The organism is Geoalkalibacter sp. (genome assembly GCF_030604225.1).
Taxonomy (GTDB): Bacteria; Desulfobacterota; Desulfuromonadia; order Desulfuromonadales; family Geoalkalibacteraceae; genus Geoalkalibacter.
In genome coordinates, this window is the sequence record NZ_JAUVWH010000026.1 from 1 (window position 1) to 25,133 (window position 25,133).

13 protein-coding genes and 1 pseudogene are annotated in these 25,133 nt (G+C 66.8%); 2 read left to right on the plus strand and 12 right to left on the minus strand.

From position 1 onward, the window contains the following. Both QAT43_RS04800 and QAT43_RS04805 read left to right on the plus strand, forming a co-directional pair. On the plus strand, positions 1 to 582 hold a 582-nt coding region (locus QAT43_RS04800), incomplete at its 5' end, for a 2-oxo acid dehydrogenase subunit E2 (protein ID WP_305041907.1). A 148-nt stretch (positions 583 to 730) separates the two neighbouring features. Beyond that, a complete protein-coding gene (locus QAT43_RS04805; RefSeq protein ID WP_305041908.1) occupies positions 731 to 3,145 on the plus strand; it encodes a Lon protease family protein in 2,415 nt (804 codons plus the stop codon). A gap of 22 nt (positions 3,146 to 3,167) precedes the next feature. Here the strand turns inward: QAT43_RS04805 and QAT43_RS04810 are convergent, their stop codons facing one another. The 12 genes and pseudogenes from QAT43_RS04810 to QAT43_RS04865 form a co-directional block, all read right to left on the minus strand. Beyond that, positions 3,168 to 6,695 carry a hypothetical protein gene (locus QAT43_RS04810; RefSeq protein ID WP_305041909.1) on the minus strand — a complete coding sequence of 1,176 codons (3,528 nt, stop codon included), beginning with the start codon at positions 6,693 to 6,695 and terminating at the stop codon, positions 3,168 to 3,170. A gap of 77 nt (positions 6,696 to 6,772) precedes the next feature. Then, on the minus strand, positions 6,773 to 7,720 hold the full coding sequence (locus tag QAT43_RS04815) for a hypothetical protein (RefSeq protein ID WP_305041910.1): 948 nt from the start codon (positions 7,718 to 7,720) through the stop codon (positions 6,773 to 6,775). A gap of 34 nt (positions 7,721 to 7,754) precedes the next feature. Further along, positions 7,755 to 12,014 (minus strand): hypothetical protein, encoded by a 4,260-nt coding sequence (locus tag QAT43_RS04820; protein ID WP_305041911.1) that lies wholly within the window; start codon positions 12,012 to 12,014, stop codon positions 7,755 to 7,757. 1 nt (position 12,015) lies between these two features. Beyond that, positions 12,016 to 13,596 (minus strand): baseplate J/gp47 family protein, encoded by a 1,581-nt coding sequence (locus QAT43_RS04825; RefSeq protein ID WP_305041912.1) that lies wholly within the window; start codon positions 13,594 to 13,596, stop codon positions 12,016 to 12,018. Then, positions 13,593 to 14,060, minus strand: coding sequence for a GPW/gp25 family protein (locus QAT43_RS04830; RefSeq protein ID WP_305041913.1), 468 nt, complete (start codon positions 14,058 to 14,060; stop codon positions 13,593 to 13,595). The genes QAT43_RS04825 and QAT43_RS04830 overlap by 4 nt, the downstream gene beginning before the upstream one ends. A gap of 170 nt (positions 14,061 to 14,230) precedes the next feature. Beyond that, positions 14,231 to 14,563, minus strand: coding sequence for a hypothetical protein (locus QAT43_RS04835; protein ID WP_305041914.1), 333 nt, complete (start codon positions 14,561 to 14,563; stop codon positions 14,231 to 14,233). Between the two features lie 24 nt (positions 14,564 to 14,587). Continuing rightward, positions 14,588 to 17,020 (minus strand): proprotein convertase P-domain-containing protein, encoded by a 2,433-nt coding sequence (locus tag QAT43_RS04840; protein ID WP_305041915.1) that lies wholly within the window; start codon positions 17,018 to 17,020, stop codon positions 14,588 to 14,590. Between the two features lie 135 nt (positions 17,021 to 17,155). After that, positions 17,156 to 17,959, minus strand: a complete 804-nt coding sequence (locus QAT43_RS04845) for a phage baseplate assembly protein V (RefSeq protein ID WP_305041916.1) — start codon at positions 17,957 to 17,959, stop codon at positions 17,156 to 17,158. A 16-nt stretch (positions 17,960 to 17,975) separates the two neighbouring features. After that, positions 17,976 to 18,974, minus strand: coding sequence for a hypothetical protein (locus QAT43_RS04850; protein WP_305041917.1), 999 nt, complete (start codon positions 18,972 to 18,974; stop codon positions 17,976 to 17,978). A 5-nt stretch (positions 18,975 to 18,979) separates the two neighbouring features. After that, positions 18,980 to 19,948, minus strand: coding sequence for a hypothetical protein (locus QAT43_RS04855; protein WP_305041918.1), 969 nt, complete (start codon positions 19,946 to 19,948; stop codon positions 18,980 to 18,982). Positions 19,949 to 19,960: 12 nt separating this feature from the next. Further along, positions 19,961 to 24,919 (minus strand): peptidoglycan-binding protein, encoded by a 4,959-nt coding sequence (locus tag QAT43_RS04860; RefSeq protein WP_305041919.1) that lies wholly within the window; start codon positions 24,917 to 24,919, stop codon positions 19,961 to 19,963. 11 nt (positions 24,920 to 24,930) lie between these two features. After that, positions 24,931 to 25,133, minus strand: a pseudogene (locus tag QAT43_RS04865) (hypothetical protein); the annotation flags it as partial.

Genomic DNA, 25,133 nt, shown 5'->3' on the forward strand with positions numbered 1-25,133 from the left:
AGGGTGGCCGTCGACATGACCGATGTCATGCGCTTTCACCATCAGTTGGACCTCTCGGTCAACGATTTCATTCTCGCCGCCGCCGCGCGTGCCCTGGTGGAACATCCCGAGGTCAACGCGCGCTGGCAGGACGATGGCGTCAAACGCATGGAGAAGATCAATCTCGCCCTGGCCGTGGCCGTCGACAAGGGCCTCTACAGCCCGGTCATCCACGATTGCGCGCGCCTGTCCCTGCGCCAGATCGGGCAGCAAGCGCGCGAGCTGGCGCGCAAGGCGCAGGACGGCAAGCTCGCCCAGGAGGATTTGAGCGACGGTACCTTCACTGTCTCCAACATGGGCATGCTCGGTGTCGAGTCCTTCACCGCCATCGTCACCGCGCCCCAGGCCGCGGCCCTGGCGGTGGGCGCGGTGACGGACGAGGTCCTGGCCGACGCGCACGGCGGCATCCAAGTGGTGCAGCGCCTGCGTCTGACCCTCTCCGCCGATCACCGGGTCCTCGACGGCGCCGATGCGGCGGCCTTTCTCGCGACCCTCAAGGGCTATCTGGAAGCGCCGGTGCGACTGTTGGAACCGGTGGCGTAAGAAACCACCTTTGTTTCCCCTCCCCTGGTGGGAGGGGATTGAGGGGAGGGGGTGCGCTGTGCGAACTTTTTTCACCCTCTCCCCAGCCCTCTCCCATCAAGGGAGAGGGAAATCTTTGCGATAACCCACATAACAATGGAATCTGCTTATGCCTTTAGATCATCTGCGACTCGATGCCGACGTCTTGACCTGGCGCTGCGATCCCAATCAGTTCGAGTTCGAAACCACCCGTGACCTGCCGCCCCTGGAGGGCACCATCGGCCAGGACCGGGCCATGACCGCCATCGAATTCGGCCTGGGCATCAAGGACAGCGGCTTCAATATCTTCATCCTCGGTGAGCCGGGCACGGGCCGCTCGTCGAGCATCAAGAAAATACTCAACGCCCGCGCCAAGGAGCGCGAAGCCCCCGACGACTGGTGCTACGTGCATGATTTCGAGGATGGCACTCGGCCTGATTTCATCCGTCTGCCCGCCGGTCAGGGCGGGGAATTCAAGAAGGATGTGGATCGCCTGGTGGAGCGTCTCACCGAGGAAATCCCCAAGGTCTTCGAGAGCAAGGAATACGAGGAGCAGAAGAACAAAATCGCCGCCGAGCACCAGGAGAAGCACAAGGCTCTGTTTCAGCAGCTTGAGCGCGAGGCCGAGGAAAAAGGCTTCACCCTGCAGCGCACGGTGAGCGGGCTGGTGCTGGTGCCGGTGCGCGACGACCATCCCCTGTCCCAGGAGGAATACGAAAACCTCTCCGACGAGGACAAGGCCGACCTCGACGCGCGGGGCAGCCATTTGCAGGATCATCTCAACGACGTGCTGCGCAGTGTGCGCCTGATCGAGGAGGAGGCCCGGGAAGCCACCGCCGAGATGGAAAAGGAGGTGGTCAACTATGCCATGAGCCACCTTTTCGACGACCTGGAGCAGAAATATGCCGAGGTGCCGCGCATCCTCGAGCATTTCGCCAACTGCAAGAAGGACATTCTCTCGCGCATCGAGGAACTGCGGCCGAGCAAGGGGCCCCAGATCGCCTTGCCCGGCATTAAGATGCCCCAACAGGGGCCGTCCTTCGAGCGCTACCTGGTCAATCTCTTCGTCGACAACCAGGAACTCAAGGGCGCGCCGGTGGTCTACGAGGCCAATCCCACCTATTTCAATCTCTTCGGCCGCATTGAGCACGTCATCCAGATGGGCAACGCCGTCACCAACTACATGATGATCAAGCCCGGCGCCCTGCATCGCGCCAACGGCGGCTATCTGATTCTCGACTGCCGCGAGGTGCTGATCAATCTCTTCTCCTACGAGGCGCTTAAGCGCTGTATCCGCAACAAGGAGGTCAAGATCGAGGACATGACCGAGCAGTTTCGTTTCCTGGCCACGGTCACCCTCAAGCCCAAGCCGATTCCGCTGGATTGCAAGATCATCATGATCGGCACCCCGCTGCTCTACTATCTGCTGTTTCAGTACGATCCGGATTTCCGCAAGTTCTTCAAGGTCAAGGCCGACTTCGACCGTATGATGAAAAACACCTGGGAGAACGCCCAGCAGTACGCTCTGTTCATCGGCGCCAAGTGCCGCGATGAGGACTTGCTGCATTTCGATCCCACGGCGGTGGCGCGCACCGTCGAGCACTCGGCGCGCCTCACCGAGGATCAGGGGCGCTTTTCCTCCTGCTTTCTCGAAATCGCCAATCTCATCCGCGAGGCTTCTTTCTACGCCGAGCGCGACGGGCGCGACCGGGTGTCGGCCGAGCATGTCGAACTGGCCGTCGAGGCGCGCACCTACCGCTGCAACAAGGTCGAGGAGAAAATCCAGGAATTCATCGAGGACGGTACCCTGCTGGTCGATACCGAGGGCGCGGTGGTGGGGCAGATCAACGGCCTGAGCGTCTATCAGTTGGGTGATTACAGCTTCGGCAAGCCTTCACGGCTGACGGTGCGCAGCTATCTCGGCAAGGGCGGCATGGTCAACATCGAGCGCGAGGTCAAGTTGAGCGGCCCCATTCACGACAAGGGCGTGCTCATTTTCTCGGGCTTTTTCGGCGAGCGCTTCGCCCAGGACAAGCCGCTGGCCCTGGCCGCCTCCATCTGCTTCGAGCAGTCCTACGCCGGAGTCGAGGGCGACAGCGCTTCCTGCGCCGAGCTCTATGCCCTGCTCTCATCCCTGGCCGAGGTGCCCATCAAGCAGGGCATCGCCGTGACCGGCTCGGTCAACCAGCGCGGTCAGGTGCAGTCCATCGGCGGGGTCAACGAAAAGATCGAGGGTTTTTACGCGGTGTGCAAGGCCAAGGGAATGACCGGCGAGCAGGGGGTGATCATTCCCGCGAGCAACCGCAAGAACCTCATGCTGAGCAGGGAGGTGCGCGAGGCCGTGGAGCAGGGACGCTTCCACGTCTGGGCGGTAACTAGCGTGGACGAGGGCATCGAGATCCTCACCGGCCTGCCCGCCGGCGTGCGTGACGCCGAGGGACGCTGGCCGGAAGGCAGCATCAATCACCAGGTCGACCGGCGCCTGCTCAAGATGGCCGAGACCCTGCGCCAGTTCGGCAAGGGCGAGGAAAAAGGCGAGAAATAACCGCCGGCGCGTGGCTGGACTACTATTCCCTGAACTCCTTCCTGATCTCCAGGGGGGAGTTTTTTTGTCCGTCGACTTCCCGAATCGGCGCCGGGCCGGCCAGGCCGAAGAGCTCACCGAGGGTCATGGATTCCAGCACCTTGTTGTCGAGCAGCAGGAGTTCGGCGCGCAGGCTTTTATGCAGGCCCGCGGCCTCGTCCAGGGAGCGGCCGGCCAACCGTGCCAGTTCCGCGGGGCTCCGATCCAGGGCCGTCATGACCGGCATGGCGGCCAACTCGGCAAAAACGCCCTGGCGGGCGGCATGCTCCAGAGCCAGTTCCGCCGCGGCGCGCAGTTCGGTGAGACGGCGCGGGATCATGCCTGGAATCTGCTTGTCCTGCAAGGCGGCAAGCTGCCCCAGGGTGCGGATGCCCTGGCGAGCGAGGAGCGCCCCGTAGGTCTTGCCGATGCCCGAAACGATCTCGATGCTTCGATTGGCCAGGGCCAGACCCGCCGACGGCGGGAGGGAGGCAATGCCGGCCGTTTTGAGCATGGCGAAGGCGGTGGTCGCGGTTCCCGCCGGGGGCGGAGTCGAGTTTTCCGGCAGGTCATAGGCCACCCGGAGATCGCTGACCTTGAGCTGTCCCGGCGCCTCGCCGAGAAACGTCAGCGGTACCTCCGTCATCACCTGTTTTTCGAAGGTCACCTCCTCGACCAGCAGGTCGCTCGCGCCGCGCGGCACCACCAAGCGCAACTCGGCGTGGGTTGTTTCCGCGGGAGCCGTTCCCCGCCAACGAATCGCGCCTAACAGGCGCCCGTCCAGGGGCAGGACCACGGCGGCAGGCATCCCGCCCGTGCCCTGCCAGCGCACTTCGATCCGCGCCCGCGTTTCCAGGGGCATCTCGGTGTTTTCCTCCACCGGGGCCGAAGCGGAACGGGCACCCACCCGCAGGTGGTAGTCGCATTGTGTCTGCACCGTGACCTGCTGCACCAGAAGACTGTCCTCGGGGCCGTCGCCGCGCAGGCGCAAGCCGCCGCCGGGATTCAGATCGCTCCAGCCGCTCTCCAGGGACCAGCCCAGGGGCAGGTTTTGCCCCGCCGCCTCTTCCCATTGGGAAAAATCCGGATTGGTCACCGCCTGTCGGGTGGCCGTGACGCTCAGATCCTCGACCAGCAAGCCGTAGGCCGACGCCCCGGGATGCACCAGGCGCCATTGCGCCTCCACGGCGTGCGCGGGCGGACTGATACGCTTCTGGGATAATTGGCTGCCGGGGCCGGTGTCCGTGGCAATGGGGGTAATGGTCAGGCCCAGGGATTGGCCGTCGGCAGCGAACCACTCCACCTGCCAGTGCGGGGCTTCCAGGTCCTGGGGTCCGCAGGCGCAGGACGCGCCATCGCCCAGGGGGCTCCACAGGCTGTAGGCCAGGCGGATGTCGTAGGTGCTGTCGCGGTCGACGCCGAAGCGCTGCCGCAGCACGGCTCGCCCTTCGGGATCGGCCGGCAGATTGCCCTCGGCATGGCAGACCAAGCGCAAGCTTTCGTCGTTGCCTTCAAGCCCTTGGCGTACCAGCGCGCCGTCGGCGAGCAGCAGGGCAAAAAACGACCGGGCGTGATCGACATGACTGAAGCTGTGGGTCCCTATTTTCCAGCTTTGCCGACGCAGGCGATGGATGCGCTCGGCGCTGCCCTCCCAGCACTGGGGCAGGCCGATCTCGCACCAGGGATGCAGGGTCAGGTTGTCGCCGTTGGGCGATTGCAGGGAGAGAAAACGCTCCTGCCCGGTGGGGCCTTCGTTGAGTTGGGCGAGGGGCAGGCCGACGGCGCGGTTGATGGCCTGCACGATTTCCTCGGCGCTGGTGCGCCGCGCCTCGGCACCGGCGCAGTCGATGCGGCGTGGCGCCGCGCTGCCGACGCTCAGGGTGAGATAGCGTTCATGGCTGAGATTGATGCCGCGGCTCAGGTCCACCGAGCCGTTGATCATCCAGTAGCTGAAGGAATCGAAGCCGAACAGGCGGCGGGTGGCGTCGCGCGGCGCGGGCAGGGCGAAATCCGTGTTGCACAGGGGCGGAGTGTTCTCCCGAGGCGCCGAGACGCCGGGCTGTTGCAGATGCTCGGCGAGCTTTTCGGCAAAATCAAAGCTGAATTCGATCTTGCCCGTCGGGGCGAACTCATCGAGACGCCGACGCACGGCGCCCTCGCCCTCGCCGATTTGCAGCTGGACGGGCAGGGTGAAGCGCTCGGGCACATGGCGCAGGCGAAATTGCGCAGCCAGGGGCGGCTGCATGCCCGCCGCCGTTGCGGCGCGCCAGGACAGCCCCCCGTCGCGGCTGCATTGCAGGGTCGGCTGGTCGACAGAGCCGGCGACCAGATTCCAGGACGCCTCGCCCTCGCGGCTTTGCAGGACCAGCCAGTGGCGCACGCCGGGCAGCAGGCGGAAGCCCGCGGGCAGCAGGGCGCTGCCCCAGACCCGCCCATCGGGCAGGGGCTTGCCGACCTCGACCTCGGCGCTTGCCAGGATCTCCCCCGAGGGTTTGCCGTCGGCATCGCTCATCAGGCTCAGATGCACCCCCGCCAGTCCGGGCTGGGTGTTGCCCAGGGGCAGGTCGAGGGCGGTCAGGGCGATTTCCTCGGCGGCGCTGAGGGGCTGGGCCAGGGAGCAACGCGGCGAGACGCTCAGGACGCCCAGGGCGGGGATGTCCCCGGGATCGCTCAGGGCCAGGCGGCTGGGTGCGAAGGTGCCGCGAATGGCGGCGACGGAGCGTCCCTTGACCGGCTGCGCGCCGGCCGGCAGGCGCACCTTCAGCAGGCCGTCCTCGGTCCCCGGCAAGGTGCTGAAATCGTAGGGCAGGTTGACTTCCGCCAGGTGCGGCGGCAGCACCGGCTGCTCGATGAGGTAGTCGATGTCGAGGCGCAGGTCGAGGCGCGCCAGGCTGTCCGAATGCACCACCAGAGGGATCTGGAGGAAGCCGTCGCGGGCCTCGGCGCTGCTGAGGAAAAAGTTCAGCACCTCGGCGAAATCCGGCGAGCTCTCGGCGCGGGTCAGTTCGCCGAGGCGTACCCAGAAGGGCGCCATTTCGCCGAGGCGTGCCTGGATGTTACTGGGCGCGCTGCGCAGGGTGAGGCTGGTGAGGTCGAAGCTGCCGACGCCCCCGGCGCGGGTCAGGCGCAGACGGTTGCCGGCGAGCCCCGGCAGGTTGCGTCCCGTCGCCGGTAGGCTCAGGGTCCAGGGCGCGCCGTCGCCCGCCAGAAAGGTACCGTTCTCAGCCACCCCGACGAAGGCGCCGCCCATGTCGACCTGAAGCGTGAAGCTGCCGCCGCTGCCGTCGGCGCGGATCGGCGCGCGCCGCGCGTGGAAGTCGACTTCGATGAAATTGCCGCCGATGCTTTTTCGCGCGCCCAGTTCGCCCTGGCTGCCGGTGAAGCTCAGGGTTTCCTCGAAGCCGCCATCCGTCGGTATCAGGGTGAGCACCGCCCGGGTCGCCCGCGCCCCCTCGGGCAGACTGCGCAGCCAGACCTGGAGAGGGCCTTCGAAACGCTCATCGCGGCCGGTGTAGGTTTCCGTCAGTTTCATAGCATTGCCCGCGCCCTGGGTTGGGGGTGGCGTAGGGGCGCGGCATGCCGCGCCCCTACCATCGTCTGGTTCATCGATCAACTGCGCATGAGGATCATCAGATCCACCGGCGAGGTGCCGGCCGTCAGGCCCTCCACCTGCAGATAGGTGGTGTCGTAATTGACGTGCACCAGCAGCGGCTTGCAGACCCCCTCGCGGATACTGTTGACGTTGTCGGTCGGCAGGGGGCGCACGTTGCCCTCGCCGGTTTGCTGCTCAAGCACCCGGCACACCGCATCGCCGACCAGCACCCGCACCGGCACCATGGCCACGTAGAGATCGTTCCACTGATCGCCCTTTTTCAGTTCCGCGACGGTGCGGCGCTGACCGCAGCACTCGCGCACCCAGGGGCTCTGGCAGTGCTCGAGTTCGTCGTTGGGGTCGTGCATGAAGGCGTCCCACATGTCGTTGAGCACATCCTCGATGGGATCGTCGTCATCATATTCCACCGCCAGTTCGGCGAGCAGATGGCGGAAGGGGATGCCGATGCGCACCTTCTCGCGGAACACCTGGCGCTGCAGGCCGTATTTCTCGGCGTCGGCATGGCCGTAGTAGAAGAGCAGCTTGCACTTCTGGAATTCGGGAGGCAGGGTGCCCTTGTTTTTTTCATCCTGGATGCTGCCGATGCTCTCCAGCCGATAGATGTCCACCAGGGGGAAGCGGCCGAGCTTGTGGTGCAGCAGCACCTTGTCGAGTTCCGGGGTGAAGCGCTTGATGAAGCGCCGGTAGCCGGCCATCTCCTCATGGTCGTGAACCTTGGGAGCGTAGCGCTGGTCGAGGGCTTCGGTCCATTCGGTCGCGCTCTTGCCGTCGAAATTGTCGGCGTTGTCGGCACGCGATACGCCTTCCTCGGCGATCTGCTCCTTGGTGGCGGCGGCCGTCGCGGCGATGTCTTCCTTGACCTTGCATTGCAGGTCGTTCCAGTTTTCCGCGGTGATCAGGTCGCCGGGGTTGGCGGGGATGTAGGGGGTGCAATCGTTGCTCATGACCGGTTCTCCTTGATGAGGGTTGGGGACGACTTCAGCTTCGCTCCCGGGTGACCCTGACCTGAACGCCCGCGGCCTTGGCCTGGAGCAGGCCGACCGCCGCGGGCTTGAGCAGATCCGATGTCAGTGCCGGCAGGGGGTCGCCGAGGACGATGCGTCGAGCGTTTTCAAAGCGCCCGCCCGCGAATTCGATGCTCACATCGAACAGGGCGGGGCCGGATTTGCGCGCGGCGAGGCGGATGCTGTTGCCGGCGGCGCCAGGAATTTTCGCCTCGATTTCGAGAAAGCCCTGGATACCTTCCTCCTCCAGATAGATGCGCGCCGCCTGGATGCTGCCGCCGAGGGTCAGGGCGCGGGCCTTGCGGAAGGGCATGGCGACCGGCTGCCAACCCAGGGGCACATTGGGCACGACCCGAGCCTTGACCAACTGCGAGGAGGCGTTGAGGCGCGCGGGCAGGTAGTCGGGGTCGTCCGCCGGTTCGGTGACGCTGAAGGGGTAGAATTCCGGCGCCGCGCCAGGCAGGGCGAAGCGCGCCTCGTTGAAGCGTCCGCCGAAGCGCGGCGGTAGATCGGCGGGAAGATGGACCACGAAGGCGCCGGGCTGATATTCGGTCCACCGCAGCTCGATTTGGGTCGCGGGTTCGGGATCCGTGCCGGGCGGCCAGGCGAACACCGGGGCGCGCGGCCCGCCGGTGAGGCGGAAAAAGCGGCTCAGGTTGAAGATGCCGCGCGTGCGGCACAGGCCGCCGGTGAAGCGACTGCTGTTGAAGTGCGCGGCATTGAAGCGATGGCCCAGGCAGTTGACGAACTGCCAGCGGTTGCGACCCCGGGCCAGGCGCAGCATGGCGGAGGACTCGCCCTTCAGGTGGAGTTGCGCCGGAGAGAGCGGCTGGAGTTGCCCCGCCGCGTCGAGGCGCGCGGCCTGAATCTGGCCCGCCGCGTCGCGCCACACCCGGGCCCTTTCCCCCGGCTGGAGAATGGTCAGCAAGCCCACGCACCAGCCCGCGGCGACATCGCCAAGGCCCGGCCCGACCATGCCCTGTTCGGCGCGAAACTCGACCTCGGCATAGCTTTCGGCGGCGCCGCCGTTGTCGAGAGTGACGGCTTCGCCGTGGCGCAGCAGCGCTGAGGCCTTTCGGGGCGCGGGCGGATATTCCACCACTTCGAGATGGCGCAGGGGCAGCAAGCTGATTTGGGCGGCTTCACCGGCACCCGTGGTGGTGAGGCGCAGCTGATCCTCGGCGGTGAGGCTCGCCAAGCCGGGAAACACCTTGTTGATGGCGGCGACGATTTCATCGCCGAAGGTGCGGCCGGGGGCGGCGCCGGCGATGTCGATGTCGACGGGCCGGGCGCCGTCCAGCGCCAGGCGCAGCAGGCCGCGGCGGCTCAGGTCGACCCCCGCGAGCAGATCGACCTCGCCGGTGAGGACCGCCGGTTGGGGCGCGCTGCCGCGCGCCTCGTTGCTCGCCGCGCCAAAAAGCTTGAGGGCGGCGTCGCCGGCCAGAGCGGTACCGAGAACCAGGCGACTGGCCGCGCCGCTGGTGGGCGAAGTCAGCACCAGCCGAGATCCCTCGGAAGCGGCCAGGGTCGTGCCGGTCTGGCTGTTGAGGGCGGCAATGATGTCATCGAGGGTCGCGGCGCTCGGGTCGGCGGCCGCCGCGGCGCAGTCCAGATCTTGCGACGGCCGGCCGTCGATACCCAGGCGCAAGAAGCGGCGGGTACGCAAGTCGATGGGGCCGGACAGATCGCGCAGCCCCGACAGGCGCGCGGGTTGTCCATCCCGGCCCTGGTAGGCGCGCGGCGGCGCGATGCCGAAAATCAGGGCCGTGACGTCGTTGCCCGGGGCGGGGGCGAATTCCAGGCGGCTGCTCGCGCCGCGGCTGGGAGAACTCAGGGACAGATAACGGCCGTCGTGGCGGACCAGGTTTTGTCCCAAGGCCAGGTTGATGGCCAGCATGAGCTGATTGAGGTTTTTGTGGGTCGCGACGGCGCCGGTCAGGTCGATGGGGATGGGTGCCGCGCCGTCGATGCCGAGGTTCAGGCCGGCCTGGGCGGGCAGATCGACGCCCTCGGTGAGATCGACGGTGCCGGTGAAGGTGACGCCGCCGGCCGCCGCGCCGCGCGCCGTGCCTTCCGCCAGGCCGAGGAGCGCCTCGCGGGCATCCTGGGTCTGGGAGGGGTGCAGGCTGATGCGGCTGGCGGCGTCACGACTCGGCGCGGTGAGAATCAGGTGGCGACCGTCATGTCCGGCGACCCCGGAACTCAGGGAGGCGTTGATGGCGGCGACGATTTCCTCCAGGGTGGTGGCACGCGGGCGCGGCCCGGCGCAATCGACCTCCACCGGCGCGCCGCCGTCGAGGGCCAGGCGCAGGAAGCGGCCGCCGCGCAGGTCGACGCCGCGGCTCAGATCGACGCCGCCGGTGAGGCGCGCGCCGCCGGCCGCCGTGCCGCGTGCTTCCCCGGCCACGAAGCCGAACACCGCCAGGGCCGCTTCGTCGAGGATGGGAGTCCGCGTGACGAAGCGGCGCGTGATTTCCTGCTCCAGGGGCAGGAGTTCCAGTCGACTCGCCGCGCCGCTGGTGGGTGAGCTGAGCAGCAGGTATCGGCCGTCGTGGGTGGCGATGGGCGCGGCCAGGGCGTCGTTGAGCGCCGCGACCATGTCCGCGAGACTGACTTGACGACGGTCGGCGGCTCCGGCGCGCAGGTTGACGAGTTGCGGCGCGGCGCCGTCCACGGCCAGCCACAACTGGTGAAGGGCGCCCAGGTCGGCGCCGGCACTCAGATCGATTTGGCCCGGGATCCGCGCCTGGCCGGCAGCAGCACCCTGGAAGGCACGGGGTTTGAGACCGAGGAGCGACGCGCCGGCGTCGCCTTCTTCGGCCGTCTCAATCGCGATGCTGGAGGTCGCGCCGCGGGTGGGGGAGGTGAGGATCAGGCGCCGCCCGTTGTGGCTTGCCAGGGCCACACCGAGGGCGGCATTGATGGCCGCCACCACTTCGGGCAGCAGGGTGCGCGACGGGTCGGCGCCGGCGCAGTCGATGCTCAGGGCCGCGCCGTCGTCGACGCGCAGGGCGAGGCGGGCGGCCTTGCTCAGGTCCGCGCCCAGGGACAGATCGACGCCGCCCACCAGTCGCGCGGGAGCCTCGTCGGCGCCCAGGGTCAGGGGCGGCGCGGCGCCCAGCAGGCGTGCGGCGGCATCCTGGGCGGCGGTGTTGAGAATTTCGATGCGGCTGCCCAGGCCGCTGCTGGGCGAGGTCAGGGTGAGGCGCGCGCCGTCGTGGTCGGCCAGGGCAAAGCCCAGGGCCGCGTTGATGGCGTCGCGCACCTCGTCGAGGCTGGTGGCGGCGGGCGTGGCGCCGGCGCAGTCGATTTCCGCGAGATGGGCGCCGTCGATGAACAGCCGCAGGAAGCGCTCCTCGCTCAGATCGACGGGCCCGGCGTGGGATTGCAAGGCAGTCAGTCGCGCCGGGGCGGCGGCGTGCCCCGCGTAGCGGCGCGGCGGCAGATCGAGGAGGCTGGGCGCGGCGTCCTGGGCGCCGTCGAGGATTTCCAGGCGGCTGCTCGGGCCGAGGGTGGGGGAGGCCAGGCGCAGGCGGCGGCCGTCATGCTGGGCGATGCTTGCGCCCAGGGCGGTGTTGATGGCGTCGCGCAGTTCGTCGAGGGTCACGGCGGCGGCATCGAGGGCCCCGGCCCGCAGGTCGACGCTCAGCGGCGGGGCGCCGTCCACGGCCAGATGCAGGGTTCCGTTGGTCCGCAGGTCGGCGCCGGCGCTCAGGTCCGGGGCGCCGGTGAAGCCCGCCGCCTCCGCGTCGCGGCCCAGGGCGAGGGCTTGCGTCACGCCGAGCACCAGGTTGGCCGCATCGCCGCGCAGGGGCTCGCGCGTCACCAGGATTTCACCGGGGCGCCGCCACCAGCCGTCCATTTGGGCATAATCGTCGGCGATGTTCAGGGCCAGGGCCTCGGCGGTGATGCGCAGGGCGCCCTGAACGGTGACCGTGCCTTCGAGGAAGGTGCGGATGTAGCGCTTGAGGTGGATGCGGAATTCCTCAACGCTTTCGTCGGGGCGCGGCGCCAGGCCGTAGAGGGCGCCGATGCGCGCCAGATCGTCGATGATTTCGGCGCCGCGGTCGGCATGGTCGACCCAGTGGGACAGCATCACCGCCGCCAGGCTGTTTTCCGCCTTGAGCAGTTCGCCGCCGAAGGCGTCCACCAGGCCATACAGGACGCTGGGGCGCGGCAGGGCGCGAAAGGTGCGCGGCAGATAGCTGAGAATCCGCTCGGTCTTGGTCGGCATCTCAGCCCTCCTCCAGCGCGATGTCGGCGGGTTCCATATCGAGCACCACCCACCAGTCTTCGCCCGCGACCTGGGCGACGACGGTGAAGCTGGCGGCTTCGATCTCCTCGTCCGTGGCACGTTCCCCGGCGGGGCCCTGGACCAGGGAACGATCGGGGATGCGCCGGCCGCCGGGCGGGGTCGGGGCGCCGCCGGCGAGCACCTGGGCGACCGCTTCGCGCACGGCCGTCGGCTCCTGGGTCGGCAGGCCGCTCAGGGCGTTGACCAGGGCGTCCTCCAGGGTTTCGCCGCCCGGGGTGCCCAGATCGCTGCGCCAGGCCATGACGTCGACGATGGTGGCCTCTTGGACATCCTTGACGGCCTGAATCGCCGCGAGCAGTTCGCCGCCCGCGGCCGGCTCGCCGGCGGTCAGGCCGTCGACGTAGGCCTGCACGGCGGCGATGATCTCGGCCTTGACCTTGTCCTTGCCGGCGGCGGTGATGCCGGCGGAGATTTTCACCCGCACGCGCGGCTTGAAGAACACATAGCGTGCCACCAGAGTCGCCAGCACACCGGCGGCGCGGGTTTCGTGCACCGCCGCCTGCAGACTGGGGAAGCGCTCGGGCTCGGCTTCCACCAAGAGCGTCACCGTGCCCAGAGGGGCCTGTTTGGCGGGCGGCCCGGACGGATCCCAGTACTCCACCAGTTCGCCGCGCCCCTCGAAGATCACCCGCGCCAGGGCGGCCAGGGTGCCCTTGCCCAGGGCGCGCAGCACGGCGCGGGCGCGGGCGCGCAGCTCCTCGTCGCTTTCGTCCTTGGCGCCGAGAAAGGTCGCCTCGAAATTGGTCACGCGGGCGATGCCGGCGATGGACGCGGCCAGGGTGGTGATCTTGCCCGCCTCGACCTTGCCCGCCTCACCCTTGAAATCCTCGCCGGCGCGAATCGGCACGTCGATGCGCACCTGGCCGCGCTGCAGGGTGCGCTGCTGGGTGGTGACGAAGCTCACCTCGCCTTTTTCCGTGGTCAGGACCACGCCTTCGGGGATGGTGATGTTGCCCTCGACCTCGGGGTCTCGAAAAAAGGTGGGCAGGCCCACCGCATGGTCGCGGGTGTGGCGCACCACGCCGAGGATCGCCACCACCAGATCCAGGGAGGTGCCCACGGCGGTCTCGATGAAAGCGGCGAGGTAGGCTTGGTTGATTTGCTGGTAGACGGTGGCGATCTCGCGGCCAATGGCCTCGGAGAGGGTGCGGGTGACGCTGCCGACGTTGATGTCGGTGAGGGGCGAGTCGCTTTCGCGGCGGAAGTAGTCGACGTAGAAGGTGGTTTCGTCATCGGGGCGCTGGCCGCCCGGCTGCCAGACCACGGCGTTGTCCCCTTCGCTGAACAGAAAGTCGATCTCCTTGAGAAAACTGTGCCGCGCGCGCGCGCGGATGCCGGTAATGCCGCGAATCTCCCGCGCCGGCTCGGCCAGGGGATAGAGTTCTTCCTTGACGTCGAAAATGATGGGCTCGTTGACCACCCCGCCGACCACGGCGGTGAGAATGTCGTCGACGATTTCCTGATAGGGGCGTTCGATGAGATGGCGCGTATCGCCGTTCATGGCGCGGCTCCTTCGAAGAAGAAGGGAAAGACCAGATTGAGCACCGTATCGCTGTCGATGACCTTGACCTTGGCCACAATATCCACCTCGGTCGGTCGCTGGCGCCGGGTGGTGACGCTCACCGCCAGCACTTCCTGGACCCGCGGCTCGGCTTGAAGAGCGAGCAGGGTGTAGAGCTTGGCGCGGTTGCGGTTGGTCTCGGTGTTGGGCTCGCCGATCAGTTCATGGAGCCGACAGCCGTAGTCGGGATGGCCGAGTTGCTCCAGCTCGCCCACCGGGGTGAGAAACCGCAGCAGCAGGGCCTGCTGCAGATTCTCCACCTGGGCCAGGGTGGCCAGATCCACCTGTCCGGTCTCGGGCCGGGTGCGGGTGAACAGATCGCTGCCCGGTTCGCGCGAATTCTGCCGTTCCAGATCGCCGAGCAGGCGCAGGTCGCTACCGAAACGTTCAAAGTTATTCGCCATTGAAAATCCTCTGCTGTTGGAGAAGCCTTCAACACCAAGGCACAAACAAAACCTCAAAGGCGACAGGATTAACAGGATTTACAAGAGTTTTTTAAACGCTTTTCATCCTGTAAATCCTGTCAGATGTTTTGATCGTTCCTGCTGTCTTGGTATTAATCCATTTTCCTTCGTTACGGCGGCCAGTTGTCCGTAACATACGGCGCCGCCGGGGGGCCGAGAATCACCAGGATGCCCGGCGGCGTCGGAATGCGGTCGAGCATGCGCACCAGGGTGCGTCCGCCCACGGTGACGCCGCTGCTTGCCGGGGTGCCGATCACCAGGGGATAGGGCACCCCGCTCAGGGAGTTGACCATCATGCACAGCGAGCCGCTGGTCGCCAAGGGCATGCCGCCCGCCGTGATGAAGGGCGGAAACACGGTGATGATGGTTCCCGTGTCGGGCGGGCCGGCGGCGCCGGGGGTGAGCATCACCGTGCAGCCGATGCTGACGGGTGGACCGGGCATGACAGTCTCCCTTGCGCTTAAGGTCTATTGCACCTGAAGTTCCAAGCCCCAGCCATTGAGCTTGCCCAGGTCGCGCCGCGCCAGATCCGCGACCTTGAGGGTCCAGACGCCGCCGACCGCTGCCCCCGCCTGCGCCAGGCCGCCCAAGGCGGGGGTGGTCGCCGGGGTGTAAGTGGCGCGGATGTTGTCGGCGCTGCCGCCGCCGCGGTCATGCAGCACAACTTCCTGTCCCGTGGGCGCCACCAGGGATAGGCGCAGATCCCCGATCCAGGTGTGGGTGACATCGACGCTCACGGCGATATCCCGGAGTCGCCGCCCGTCAGCCACCGCCAGAGGGCTGGCGATCCCGGTCGGATCGTTGTCGGGGATGGTCAGGCTCTGGTTGGTGCTGACCTGGACCCTTTGCGGCTCGCCGAGGACCAGTCTGAGGCCCCAGCGGTTGAGGGTGCCGACGTCGGCGCGGGCGCGGTCGGCCACATGCAGCACCCAGTCGCCCGCCGCCGACTCGCCGAGCAGAACCCCGAGAGCGGGGGTATCCACCAGGGTGTAGCTGCGTCGCAGGTTCTTGGTGCCGCCCCCCGCGCGATTATGCAGCAGCGCTCGGGTGCCCGCCGGCGACACCAAGCTGACCTCCAGGTCGCCAATCCAGGTATGGGTGATGTCGATCTCGACGGAAACCTCGGTCACCGGACCGTTTTCCATGACGGACAGGGTGCTGGAAACGCCCAGCGCGGAGAAATCCGGAATGGCCAGGACGCTGGCGTTTTCCTTCTCGACCACGCGGCGCGGCACCAGACGAGACGCCGCCTGCTGCACGGCGCGCAGGGCATTGATCTTGCCGTGGCCGAACCACTCCGAGTGACCGTTCTGATAGGTGCCTTTGGCGTGGCCGTAGAGAGGATCGGTGGAGGAATCCTCCACCTTGTCGGCGCTGGCCTCGATGATCGCCTTGACCTCAAGGGCGCTGAGTTCGGGGTTGACCGATTTGACTAGGGCGCAGATGCCCGCCACCAACGGCGTGGCGCTGCTCGTGCCGCCGAAACTGTTGGTGTAGCGCTTGCCGGGGCTAAAGCTCGAGCCGTAGTAGAGGTTGTCCGTGGTGGTGATGCCGCGTCCGGGCAGTTTGTCGAGGGTGGTGGGGTCGAAATTGTTGCTCGGCGCGGCCACGGAAATCTGTCGTCCCCAGTTGCTGTAGAGCGCCTTGCGATTCAGCGAGGTGATGGCGCTCACCGCCAGGGTATCGGGATGGGCGGGAAAACCGTTGATGATGCGCCCGGTTGCGGTGAAGGTCCGCCAGTTGCCCTGAAGGTCCCGCCCCAGCCAGCGGACCGGGAAATCGATGGTAGCATCGAGGGGCGCGTCGTAATTGCCCGCGGCGAACACGATGACCAGGCCGCGACCGTCCTTGCCGCCGCTGCGGGCCAGATGGGTGAAGGCGTCGCGCACCGCCGTGCTCAGGGGATGGTTGCCGGGAATCATGCCCCAACTGCAGGAGGCGATGTGCGCGCGCTGCGACACGTAGGTGAAGATTTCGATCAGCCAGGGGTCGCTCGCTCCCAGGGGAAAGCGCACCGGCATGAAAGCGCAGCCGGGCGCGGCGCCGACGCAGCCTAATCCGTTTTCCTCGGCAATGGCCACCCCCGCGCAGGGGGTGCCGTGATAGTCGCCGGCCTCGGGCAAGGGCTGGTCGTCGCCACCGGCGAAGTCCGTCGGCTCAACGATTTTTCCCGTCCCTTGAAAGTCGGGGTGGGATAGCTCGAAACCATCATCGATGACCGCCACCACGATCTCGCGGCGCCCCTTGCTGAACTGCCAGGCTTCCAGAACATTGGCATCGGCCAGAGAGTCGATATCGGGCGCCGTCCGCGCCTTGCTGTACAGATGCCACTGCGCCGCGAACTGCTCGTCCGTGGGCAGGCTGCTCTGCACGAAGCGGTTGATCAGGGAGGGTTCGGCATAGTCCACTTCGGCAAAGGCTTCCAGGCGGTTGGCGACCTTGACCGGATTGGCGCCGGCGGCATCGGTGACCTCGATGAGAAACGCGGCGCCGATATCGGGGTATTCCTTCTTGATGATCACTCCCACCTGTTCGAGGATTTCGGCCATGCGTCGGCGCGGCGTGTCGTCCTTGAAGCGAAGGAGAATTTCCGGGGTGATCTGGTAGCTGATGTCGGGGTTGCCATGATCGAGGTATTCATGGTGAACCACCAGTTTTTCGCTCTGCCGCAGCCGTTCCATGAGCCGGTCGCGGGATTGCGCCGCGCTTTTCTCGGCGGCCAGGGTCACCTTGGCCACCTTGCTGGTCAGCATCTCGACCCGCTCCACTTGTTTGTCGGCGCGCAGGTGGGCCGCATCCCTGGGTTCGCGCAGGCTGACGGTGAAGCTGTTCTCGGCACGGTCCACCTGGATCTTTTGCCCGCCCCGCGAAAGAAAGCGTCCTTCATCGGATTTTTTCATGATGACCTCCAACGGTCGTGATGACCAGAATCAGGAAAACCTCATAAATCGACAGGATTTGCAGGATTGGCAGGATGAAAATTCCTTCTCGCGGACAGATTGAAAATCCTGTTCATCCTGTCAGCCGCTTTTTTCTCAAGGCGAAAAGGACGTTATGCCCTTGACGCTCACCGTCGCTCCCTGCACCGTCGCCGACAGGCCGCCGTTGACCGTGGCGCCCATGTTGGCCTTGACGCCGGCCTGGGCGCCGGCTTCCACATCGACGTTCATCTGGCCCTTGATCTTGACGTTCATCCCTTCCAGGGTCAGGTCGCGTTGCGCCTTGAGGGTCATGGCGCCCAGGGCCTCGACTTCCACGTCGCCGTCCTGGTTCATGACGATCTTGGTGTTGCCCGCCACCACCGTCACCGTCCCGCCGCTGCCGTCGGGCTGATCGAGCTTCATTTCCGTTTGTCCAGCCGTGGCGGTCACCGTCCCGTCGTTGATGCGCACGGTGATTTTCGGCGCCATCTCGATGAGAATTTCGCGCGGCGGTCGCTGATCCCGGTGGTTGCGGATTTGCGCCTTGATCGCCTCGTCGTCCGAGGCGTGCAGGGGCAGACGGAAGATCACCTCGTCGGGGTTGTTGAGAGGCGGGCGGTCTTCATCGTTGTACAACCGGCCGATGATGATCGGCTGGTTGACGTCGCCCTTGTCGAAGGCCAGCAGCACCAGATCATTGATGTTGGGAATCGCCGCGGTGCCGATGTGCCCCGTGGCGACGGGCACCCGCTTGAGTTCCAGGCCGCTGTTTTTCAGGCGCACGTCGCAGCCGTAGTTCTCGTGGTCGCCGTCGGCGCTGTGCGGATGGACCGACGTCACCACGCCCAGCTCGGCGATGCGCACCCGCTTGAGTTCGTGGCGGATGATTTCCTGGATGGTGGCGACGATGGATGACATGGCTTTCTCTCCCTGTTCAGATGCCGCGAAAACCGACCGTCGTCACGAACCCGTGCGCCTTGGTGATGCGGTGGGTGACCGAGCGCACCTGGTAGGTGCCGTTGTGTTCGGCTTCCGGCGCCTGCTGCACGCGCACCGCATCGCCGAGCTTGATCGCCGGGTTGCCCAGCACCCGCAGCTTGCCCTGCAGGGCGCGCCGTTGCAGGTGGGTGCGCAGGGCATCGGCGGCGCTTTGCGCGGCCGCGGCGGTACGCAGGGCGGGACGCTCCAGCAGCAGGGTCGGATCGCCGTTGCCCGCCTGGCCGCGCGTGCCGCTGAAATCCTTGGTCAGCCAGCCCCAGGCCTCCTCGCCCTCGGCCCCGGTCGGGCTTTCGCCCCAGGCCTCCACCCGTGCCGCCCGGGGCGCGATGAAATGGCAGTCCAGCGCCAGGAGGTCGCGACCGTAGTCGAACACATGCACGGTGCGGCCGCCGACAAAGCGCTCGAACACCAGTTCCCCTGCATCGTCGATGTAGAGATCGAAGCCGCACAGATCGGCCAGGTCGCGCAGGTGATGCCAGAAGCTGCGCCGGCCGTCGACGACGTAGGCGGGAAAGTTGATGCCGTCCTCGGCGCGCGCCACGTCCACCCCGGCCTGCCCGGCCAGGTCGCGCACGATCTCGCCCGCCTTTTTCGCCTGGTAGGTGGTGTCGAGGAAGCTGCGCAGCAGGGTCATGGCCGCGCCGTGACCCATCACCCGCCGGGTTTGCAGGTTGGCCTGCACCGCCGTGACGGCTCCGGTCATGACCCGCTCCAGGCCGCCGTCGTCGGCGTAGCCAAGCTCGATGCGCGCCTCGTCGTCCTGCTGGGGGCGCCAACTGCCTACCTGACCCATGACCAGCAGGAAGCGGTCGGCGGGCACGTCCATGTCCAACTCCACCCGCAGTTCGGTGAGAATGCTCGCCCGCGGTTCGTCGGTGGTGTCGACGATGCGGTTGCCGAGAGTTAGTTTGTAGGCTGGGTTGAGAAGAGCCATACTGCTCATTCCTTTCCTTCAAGCCAGCGGGCCAGGGCTGGGTCGAGCTGATTCTGATCCAGAGCGCTGAGCTGACGCTGCGCCTCGGCGGACTTGGGGAAGACTTCCTCGGGTCTGTAGCGCGGCACGGGAGCACGCAGCCCCAGCAAATTTGGCAAGTAGACTTGGCCTACGGCCCGGTGCAGGACTGCGGCCTGCGGCAGCTCCAGCAGCCGGAAAAGGGTTTGGATCAACTGCATTTCCCAGTTCCACGGAGGGGGACTCATGAGATTGATGGTGTTCATGGCGCAGGCGAGGTATGCGGCTCGGGCTCGCTCGTCGGTCTCCGCTCCGGCGAGGAGGCCCATCAGGGTGCCGAAAATCTGGCCGGCGGCCTCGGCCTTGCGCTCGAAAGAGGGAGGTTGTTCTCCGGCCAGGGAGGAAAGTCCAATTGCTTGGAACTGGGCTTCCTCGTTGCGCGGCAGGGCCTTGGCCCAGACATAGCGGGCGAAGACGTCGCCCAGCCTGCTCGAATTCTTCTGCGCCTCCTCGAGGATGAGGGCCACCGGGCGGCGTCCCCGTTCCAGGGCCATGGCGCGCTGAACGTCGTCCAGAACCAGCTCCGCCGGCAGTAGTTGGCGGCAATTCTCCTCCGCCAGCAGCCGCTGCGCGTCGACGGTTTCCCCCTCGCAGAAGGCCACCAGTTGCTGATCGCGAGAGAGCGGCAGGCGCGACCAAGGGCCGGGATCGCCCTGGGGGCGGAGGCTGTCGCGCAAGGTTAGCACCAGGGTCATGACATCGCCGGGCTGCTGTTGCACCTCGCCTTTGAGGGCCTTTTCGAGCCGGAGATTGATTGTGGTCGAAGCGACCTGCCATAGACCGTCGGCGGATGCTTGCCATGGACCGCTCTGCAGGTCGGTGATCCGGAGCCAGAGGATGGTCGAAGCCCACAGCACTTCGGAAATTGATTGTTGAGTAAGGGTATCGTTAGGCATACCTCAATTCCTTTAGGCTCGGGCGTCCCGGGCCAGCAAATTCAGCCCGGTGGGCGGGCGGACTTCTTCGTTGGTGGTTACGGCTGCGGCCGGTGGTGCCGAGGTGGTGTTCGCCGTGATGGTGACCGCCGGGGCGATGGCCTGGGCGATGGCCCCGGTGGCCGGTGTTATGGTCCATTCACCGTTCATGTTCCAATCGACCTGGCGCAGCACTGAGTAGAGGCGGTCTGCTGGATCGCCGGTGGCGCCGATGGTGGCGCTGAGATTGGTCCAAAGGGAAAGGAAGGCGCTGAAAGTCAACCCGAAATGGAAGCGCACCAGTTGCGCTGCCGGAAATCCGGGATGGTTCGGACCCTCGCCGTCGCCGGGACTGTCCACGGCTTCGACCAGCAGGCGCTGCCCCACTGCGGCAGGGGCCAGGGGCGTACGCAGGTTGGTGCGCGAGGTGATCCGGCTGGAGGTGAGGGTGGCGGTGTTGCCGCCCGATCCCGCGGCCGGCCGCCCTGAGTCGAGCAGGGGTGGAGCGACTAGGGCGGGGGCCGGGTCGCCGGGCAGGAAGGTGTTGTTGGCACCGGTGGCGGCGGCGCCGTTGGAGGCGAAAACAGTGAAGCTGGTGTGGTTAGCCGGTGGTGCCACGGTGTTATCGGTGAAGGTGCCGACGATATTCTCGTTGGCCGACTCGTTGTTGATCCAACCCGCGAAGACCCGATCGAGCCCGCGGGTGCCGTCGTTTCCGCCGCCGACCAGGTCGAGAGTGGCGGTCATCTTGATTGCGGCCACGTTGGGGGTGGCGATCACGAAGACCCCGCTGCGCACCCGAATGCCGCTGGGCGGCGGACCGGGGTTGAGGTTGTTGACCACGAAGTGGGTGGCTTCGGCGATGCTGTTGTCCTGGTGCAGACTGGCGTGGACGAGGACGGTGTTCAGGATGATGAACGGTTCGCGGTCGATGTTGTGGTCGAACTGGCCGTTGCCGTCGATGTCGACGAAGGGGCGCACGTGGAAGGAGCCCACCGCGTCGGTGATCAGAGTGGCGCGCAGCCGGTCGGCGCCGTTTGGCGTCAAGGTAGGCGCCGGGTTAGGCGACAGGGCGATGACGCCGGCATGGTCGCCGTTGGGGGCGGCGCGGGTGTCGCGTTGCACGCTCCACGACACCGGCACCCCGGCCGGCTCAATCTGCACGCTCAGATTGATTGGGTCGGCGGCCCGCACTGCGTTGTGCAATAGCACCAGTGGGGGATTGGTGGTGAAGTCCTCGTCGAAGTCGGCGGCGGCCAGGGCGCCGGTGGCGCGGCTCAGATTGTGGCGGGCCACCGGTGAGTTGCCGAGCCGGGGGGTCTGCGCCGGGGTCGAGGGAATATCGGCGCTCAGGTTGCGGAAGCGCACCACCGTCATGCGCACCCGGTCGCCGTCGTCGTCGAGATCCTTGATCCCGAGCTGCAGAGCCGTGTCGCGCAGGCCTGCGCTCACCGCTCTGCCTTCGGCGAAAAAGCGCAGACCCGCGGCGGGTACCGTGGCCGCGGCAAATTCATGGGGATTGGCTTTGGCCGCCTCACCGGCGGTGAATTGTTCAGTATCGAAGAGGCGCGCCCGGGCGTCTAGCCCGGTGACGTTGACGCCGGCGATGGCGACGTTGCGCAGAGTCAGGGTGCCGGTGAAGGTGGCCGGGCGGACCTGGCGTACAATGACCAGGGCGCGGCCGTGATGGTGGCTGGCATCTTGCAGATGGACGAAACGCCCGCCGAACCATTTGTCGGTGGGGGTCGCACCCACCGCCGGCGGCACGTTGGGCGGCTGCGGCAGGGGGGCGGGATCGGTTCCGGCCAGGGTGCGGGTGGCGAAGATGTCGAGGGTCAGCTCGACCGCCGTCATGTTTGCCGTGGTCGGCTGGCCGGCCGGCGGAGCATTGCCAGGGGCCAGAGTCAGGGTCAACCGGAAGTCGTCCATCGCGGCGCTGGCGCTCGCGCCTTCGGCGAACACTTGAACCCCGGCGGTCAACTGGGCTCCGGTGAAGACATTGTCGGCGCCGTTGAAAGTGATTTCCGTGCCGCCCGCGGCGGCCGTGAAGAAGCGGATTGCGTTGCTCGAACGGGTGAGGGTGCCGTTGCGGCCAAAGGCGACGTTGGTGCGCAGCGTTACCGGGCGCCGGGCCGGGCTGGTGTGGGGTTTTTTCACCAGCACCACCGTGGAGGGCATGGCGATCCGCGCCGTTACCCCGACCGTCACGGCGACCCGATCGCCGTCCGCTTCGACATCCTTGATTCCGATCTGCAGTCCGGTATCGCGCAGGTTCGCACTGGAGGAGCGCCCCTCGGCAAAGAGTTCCAGGCCAGCCGCCGGGATGGTGTTGGCGGCAAGTTCATGTGGATTGTTCTTCGCCACCTCGCCGGCGGTCGGCTGCTCATTGTCGAAGAGCTGTAGCTTGTTGTCGACACCGGTGATGGTGTTGCCCGCAACCCTCACATTGCGCAGGGTCAGAATGCCGGTGAAGCCCGCCGGCTGCACCGGCCGCAGGGTGACCAGGGCGCGTTCCTGCCGGTTGTCGGGATCCTGGGTATTGAGCAGGCGTCCGCCGAACCATTTGTCGGTTGGGGTGGCGCCTGGTGCCGGCGGCGGGTCGGGCGGCTGTGGCAGGTGAGGGGGGGCGGTACCGGGGGCCGGACGCGGATCGGCGATGTCCAGGGTCAGCTCCACCGCCGTCATGGTCGCCAGCGCAGGCGGCCCGATCGGAGTCGAACCGGCGGCCAGGGTCAGGGTGAGTTGCACATCGTCCATGGCTGTGCTGGCGGTGGCGCCTTCCGCGAAGAGCTGCACCCCAGCCGAAAGTCGGGCACCGGTGAAGACATTGTCGGTTCCGTTAAAGGTAATTTCAGTACCGCCGCTGGCGGCGGTGAAGAAACGCACCGCATTGCTCGAACGGGTCAGAGTGCCGGTGCGGTTGAATGGGGCATCGGTGGCCAGAGTGACCTGAACCCGCGCCGGATCCGTATGGCTTTTTTTCACCACGACCAGGGTGCGGGCCAGGGTCAGGGTCGGGTTGACCGTGACCGGCGGGGCGGGAGCCGGTTCAACGACTGCCGACGCGTCGCGCGTCGGAGAAGCGGCCTCTACCCCAGGTGGGGGGGCCGGTCCAGCTTCCAGGCGGCGGCAGACGAAATTGCCGCGCGCCGTCCGCGGCGGGGCATCGGCCAGGCGCGCCACAGCCGGGGCGCGCAGTTCCAGTAAGTGGAGGATGTAGGTACCCTCGGGGCGTGGGTCGGGAAAACGAAAGCTGCCGTCGGCGGCGGTGCGGTTGGGGATGGGGCGGCCGCGTTGCGGACCTGAGGGGCGCTCGCCGAGATCGGGGCGTCCGGCGGCATCGGTGTGCAAATATTCGCCGTCGGGCGCCATCAGGGCATAGGGTTCGTTGCCCACCGGTGAACCGTCGGGCCGGGTGACGGTGCCGTCGACGGTGACTTGACCGGGCTCGGCCGCCACCACCAGCCATTTGTTCGGCTGCTCGCTGCCGCGGGCGGTAAAACAGGTGCGCTGGTTGGGGTCGCCAGGTCCGACACACCAGTCGCCCCCAGGAGACGGCAGGTTCCACGTAACCGGTTGGGGAACCTCACAGGGAAATTCCGCGGCGCGCACGAACAGGATCTCCGTGCGACGGTTGGGACGCCAGGCGTCCTGGGTGTTGCGTACCGGATCTTTTTCCCCACCGCCCAGCCACTTGACGACACCGTTGGAACAGCCGTCGCCGGCGTTGGGCAGAAATTGGTTTTCCGGAACCGCCAGGCGGTCCTGATCCAGATAGGCTGCAATCAGCGCCGACCAGGTTGCGTCGTTGACCTGGCCGGTCTGCGGCAGTCCCTGATCGAGCTGAAAATTGCGCACCGCCTCGCTGGTGAGCGGGCCATGATCCTCGTCGATGCTGCCTTTGTAGTAATCCAGGTCGTTAAGAATGAATTGATATTCGCGCACCGCCCAGGTGTCGTGAATGGATGGCAATTGTCCAACGGGACGCGCGCGCCGCAGGTTTTCCCATTCGGCGCGGCTGGCGTCCGGATCGCGCCCGGCGGTGAGCCAGGCGTGGACCGCCCGTCCCCGGCGCTCTGAGAGAGATTGGTTGTAGGCGTCGGAACCCACCAGGTCGGTGTGCCCGACAATCACCATTTTTTCATCGGCGTGGGTTGATGCGTATTGCGCAGCGCGGCGCAACACGCCGCGCAGGCAGGGTTCGATGAACGCCTTATCGAACCAGAAATGTACGACGAAAGCCTTGGCGACCACCCCGCCGGGGCGCAGTCGGATGAGCACCCGCGTGGTTTCTCCTGCCCGCACCGTCCCCTGTGCTTCGCCGGTCATGACCTGGGGTTGTTCCACTCGGGCGCGGCAGGTATAGGCACCAGGCGGAAACTCCTCCTCGCGCCAGACGTTGTCGCTGCGGTTGGTCAGCGTGCGCGAGAGGGGGGTGCCGTCCTCCTGCTCGCCTTCCACGGTCACAACCGTCGCCGCGTGATCGAACTCGGGCTGTCCTTCGACCAGCACTTCCACCTCGAGAATGCCGACATCGGGGCGCGGCGGCGGTGGGGGAGGCGGGGGCGGCACTTCGCGGCGCGGCGGCGGGGGTGGCGTGTACTCGCGCAGGCGCAAGGCGTATTCGAAGCGCAGGGGCCGCCCGGCGATCTCGCGCACGTCCATGGATTCGATGAGCACCTGATCCACGCGCACCGCCGCGCCGATATCGGCGACGAAGGACACGGGTGCCGCGGCGTGAAATTTTTCCCGCAGGTTGTTCAAGCCCTCACCGGCCTCGGCGCCGGTGAGCACCCCCGCCAGGGTGATGCCGCCGGCGCGCCGTCCCAACCCCTGCCAGAAATCGCCTTCCAAGGCAGGCACGCGGTGCCCCACCAGGATCTGCTCCTGGTCGCTGTCGATGAACTGCACCTGCTGCAGTTCGAGATCGTCGAGCATGGGGCGAAGGGCCATGAATCAATCCTTTAGGCTTTGAGCGAATTCAAATGGGCGATGATGGCGTCGACCAGCGCCAGGATTTCTGTTTTGACCTCGTCCAGCGACGGCAGGCTGGTGACCACGTTGGCCACGCTGCGCACGTCGTTGATGGTGCTTGCCTGATCGGGCAGCAGGCTTTCGGCGGCATCGAGAAAGCTGCCGATCTTGGTGGTGAAGGACGACACCTCGC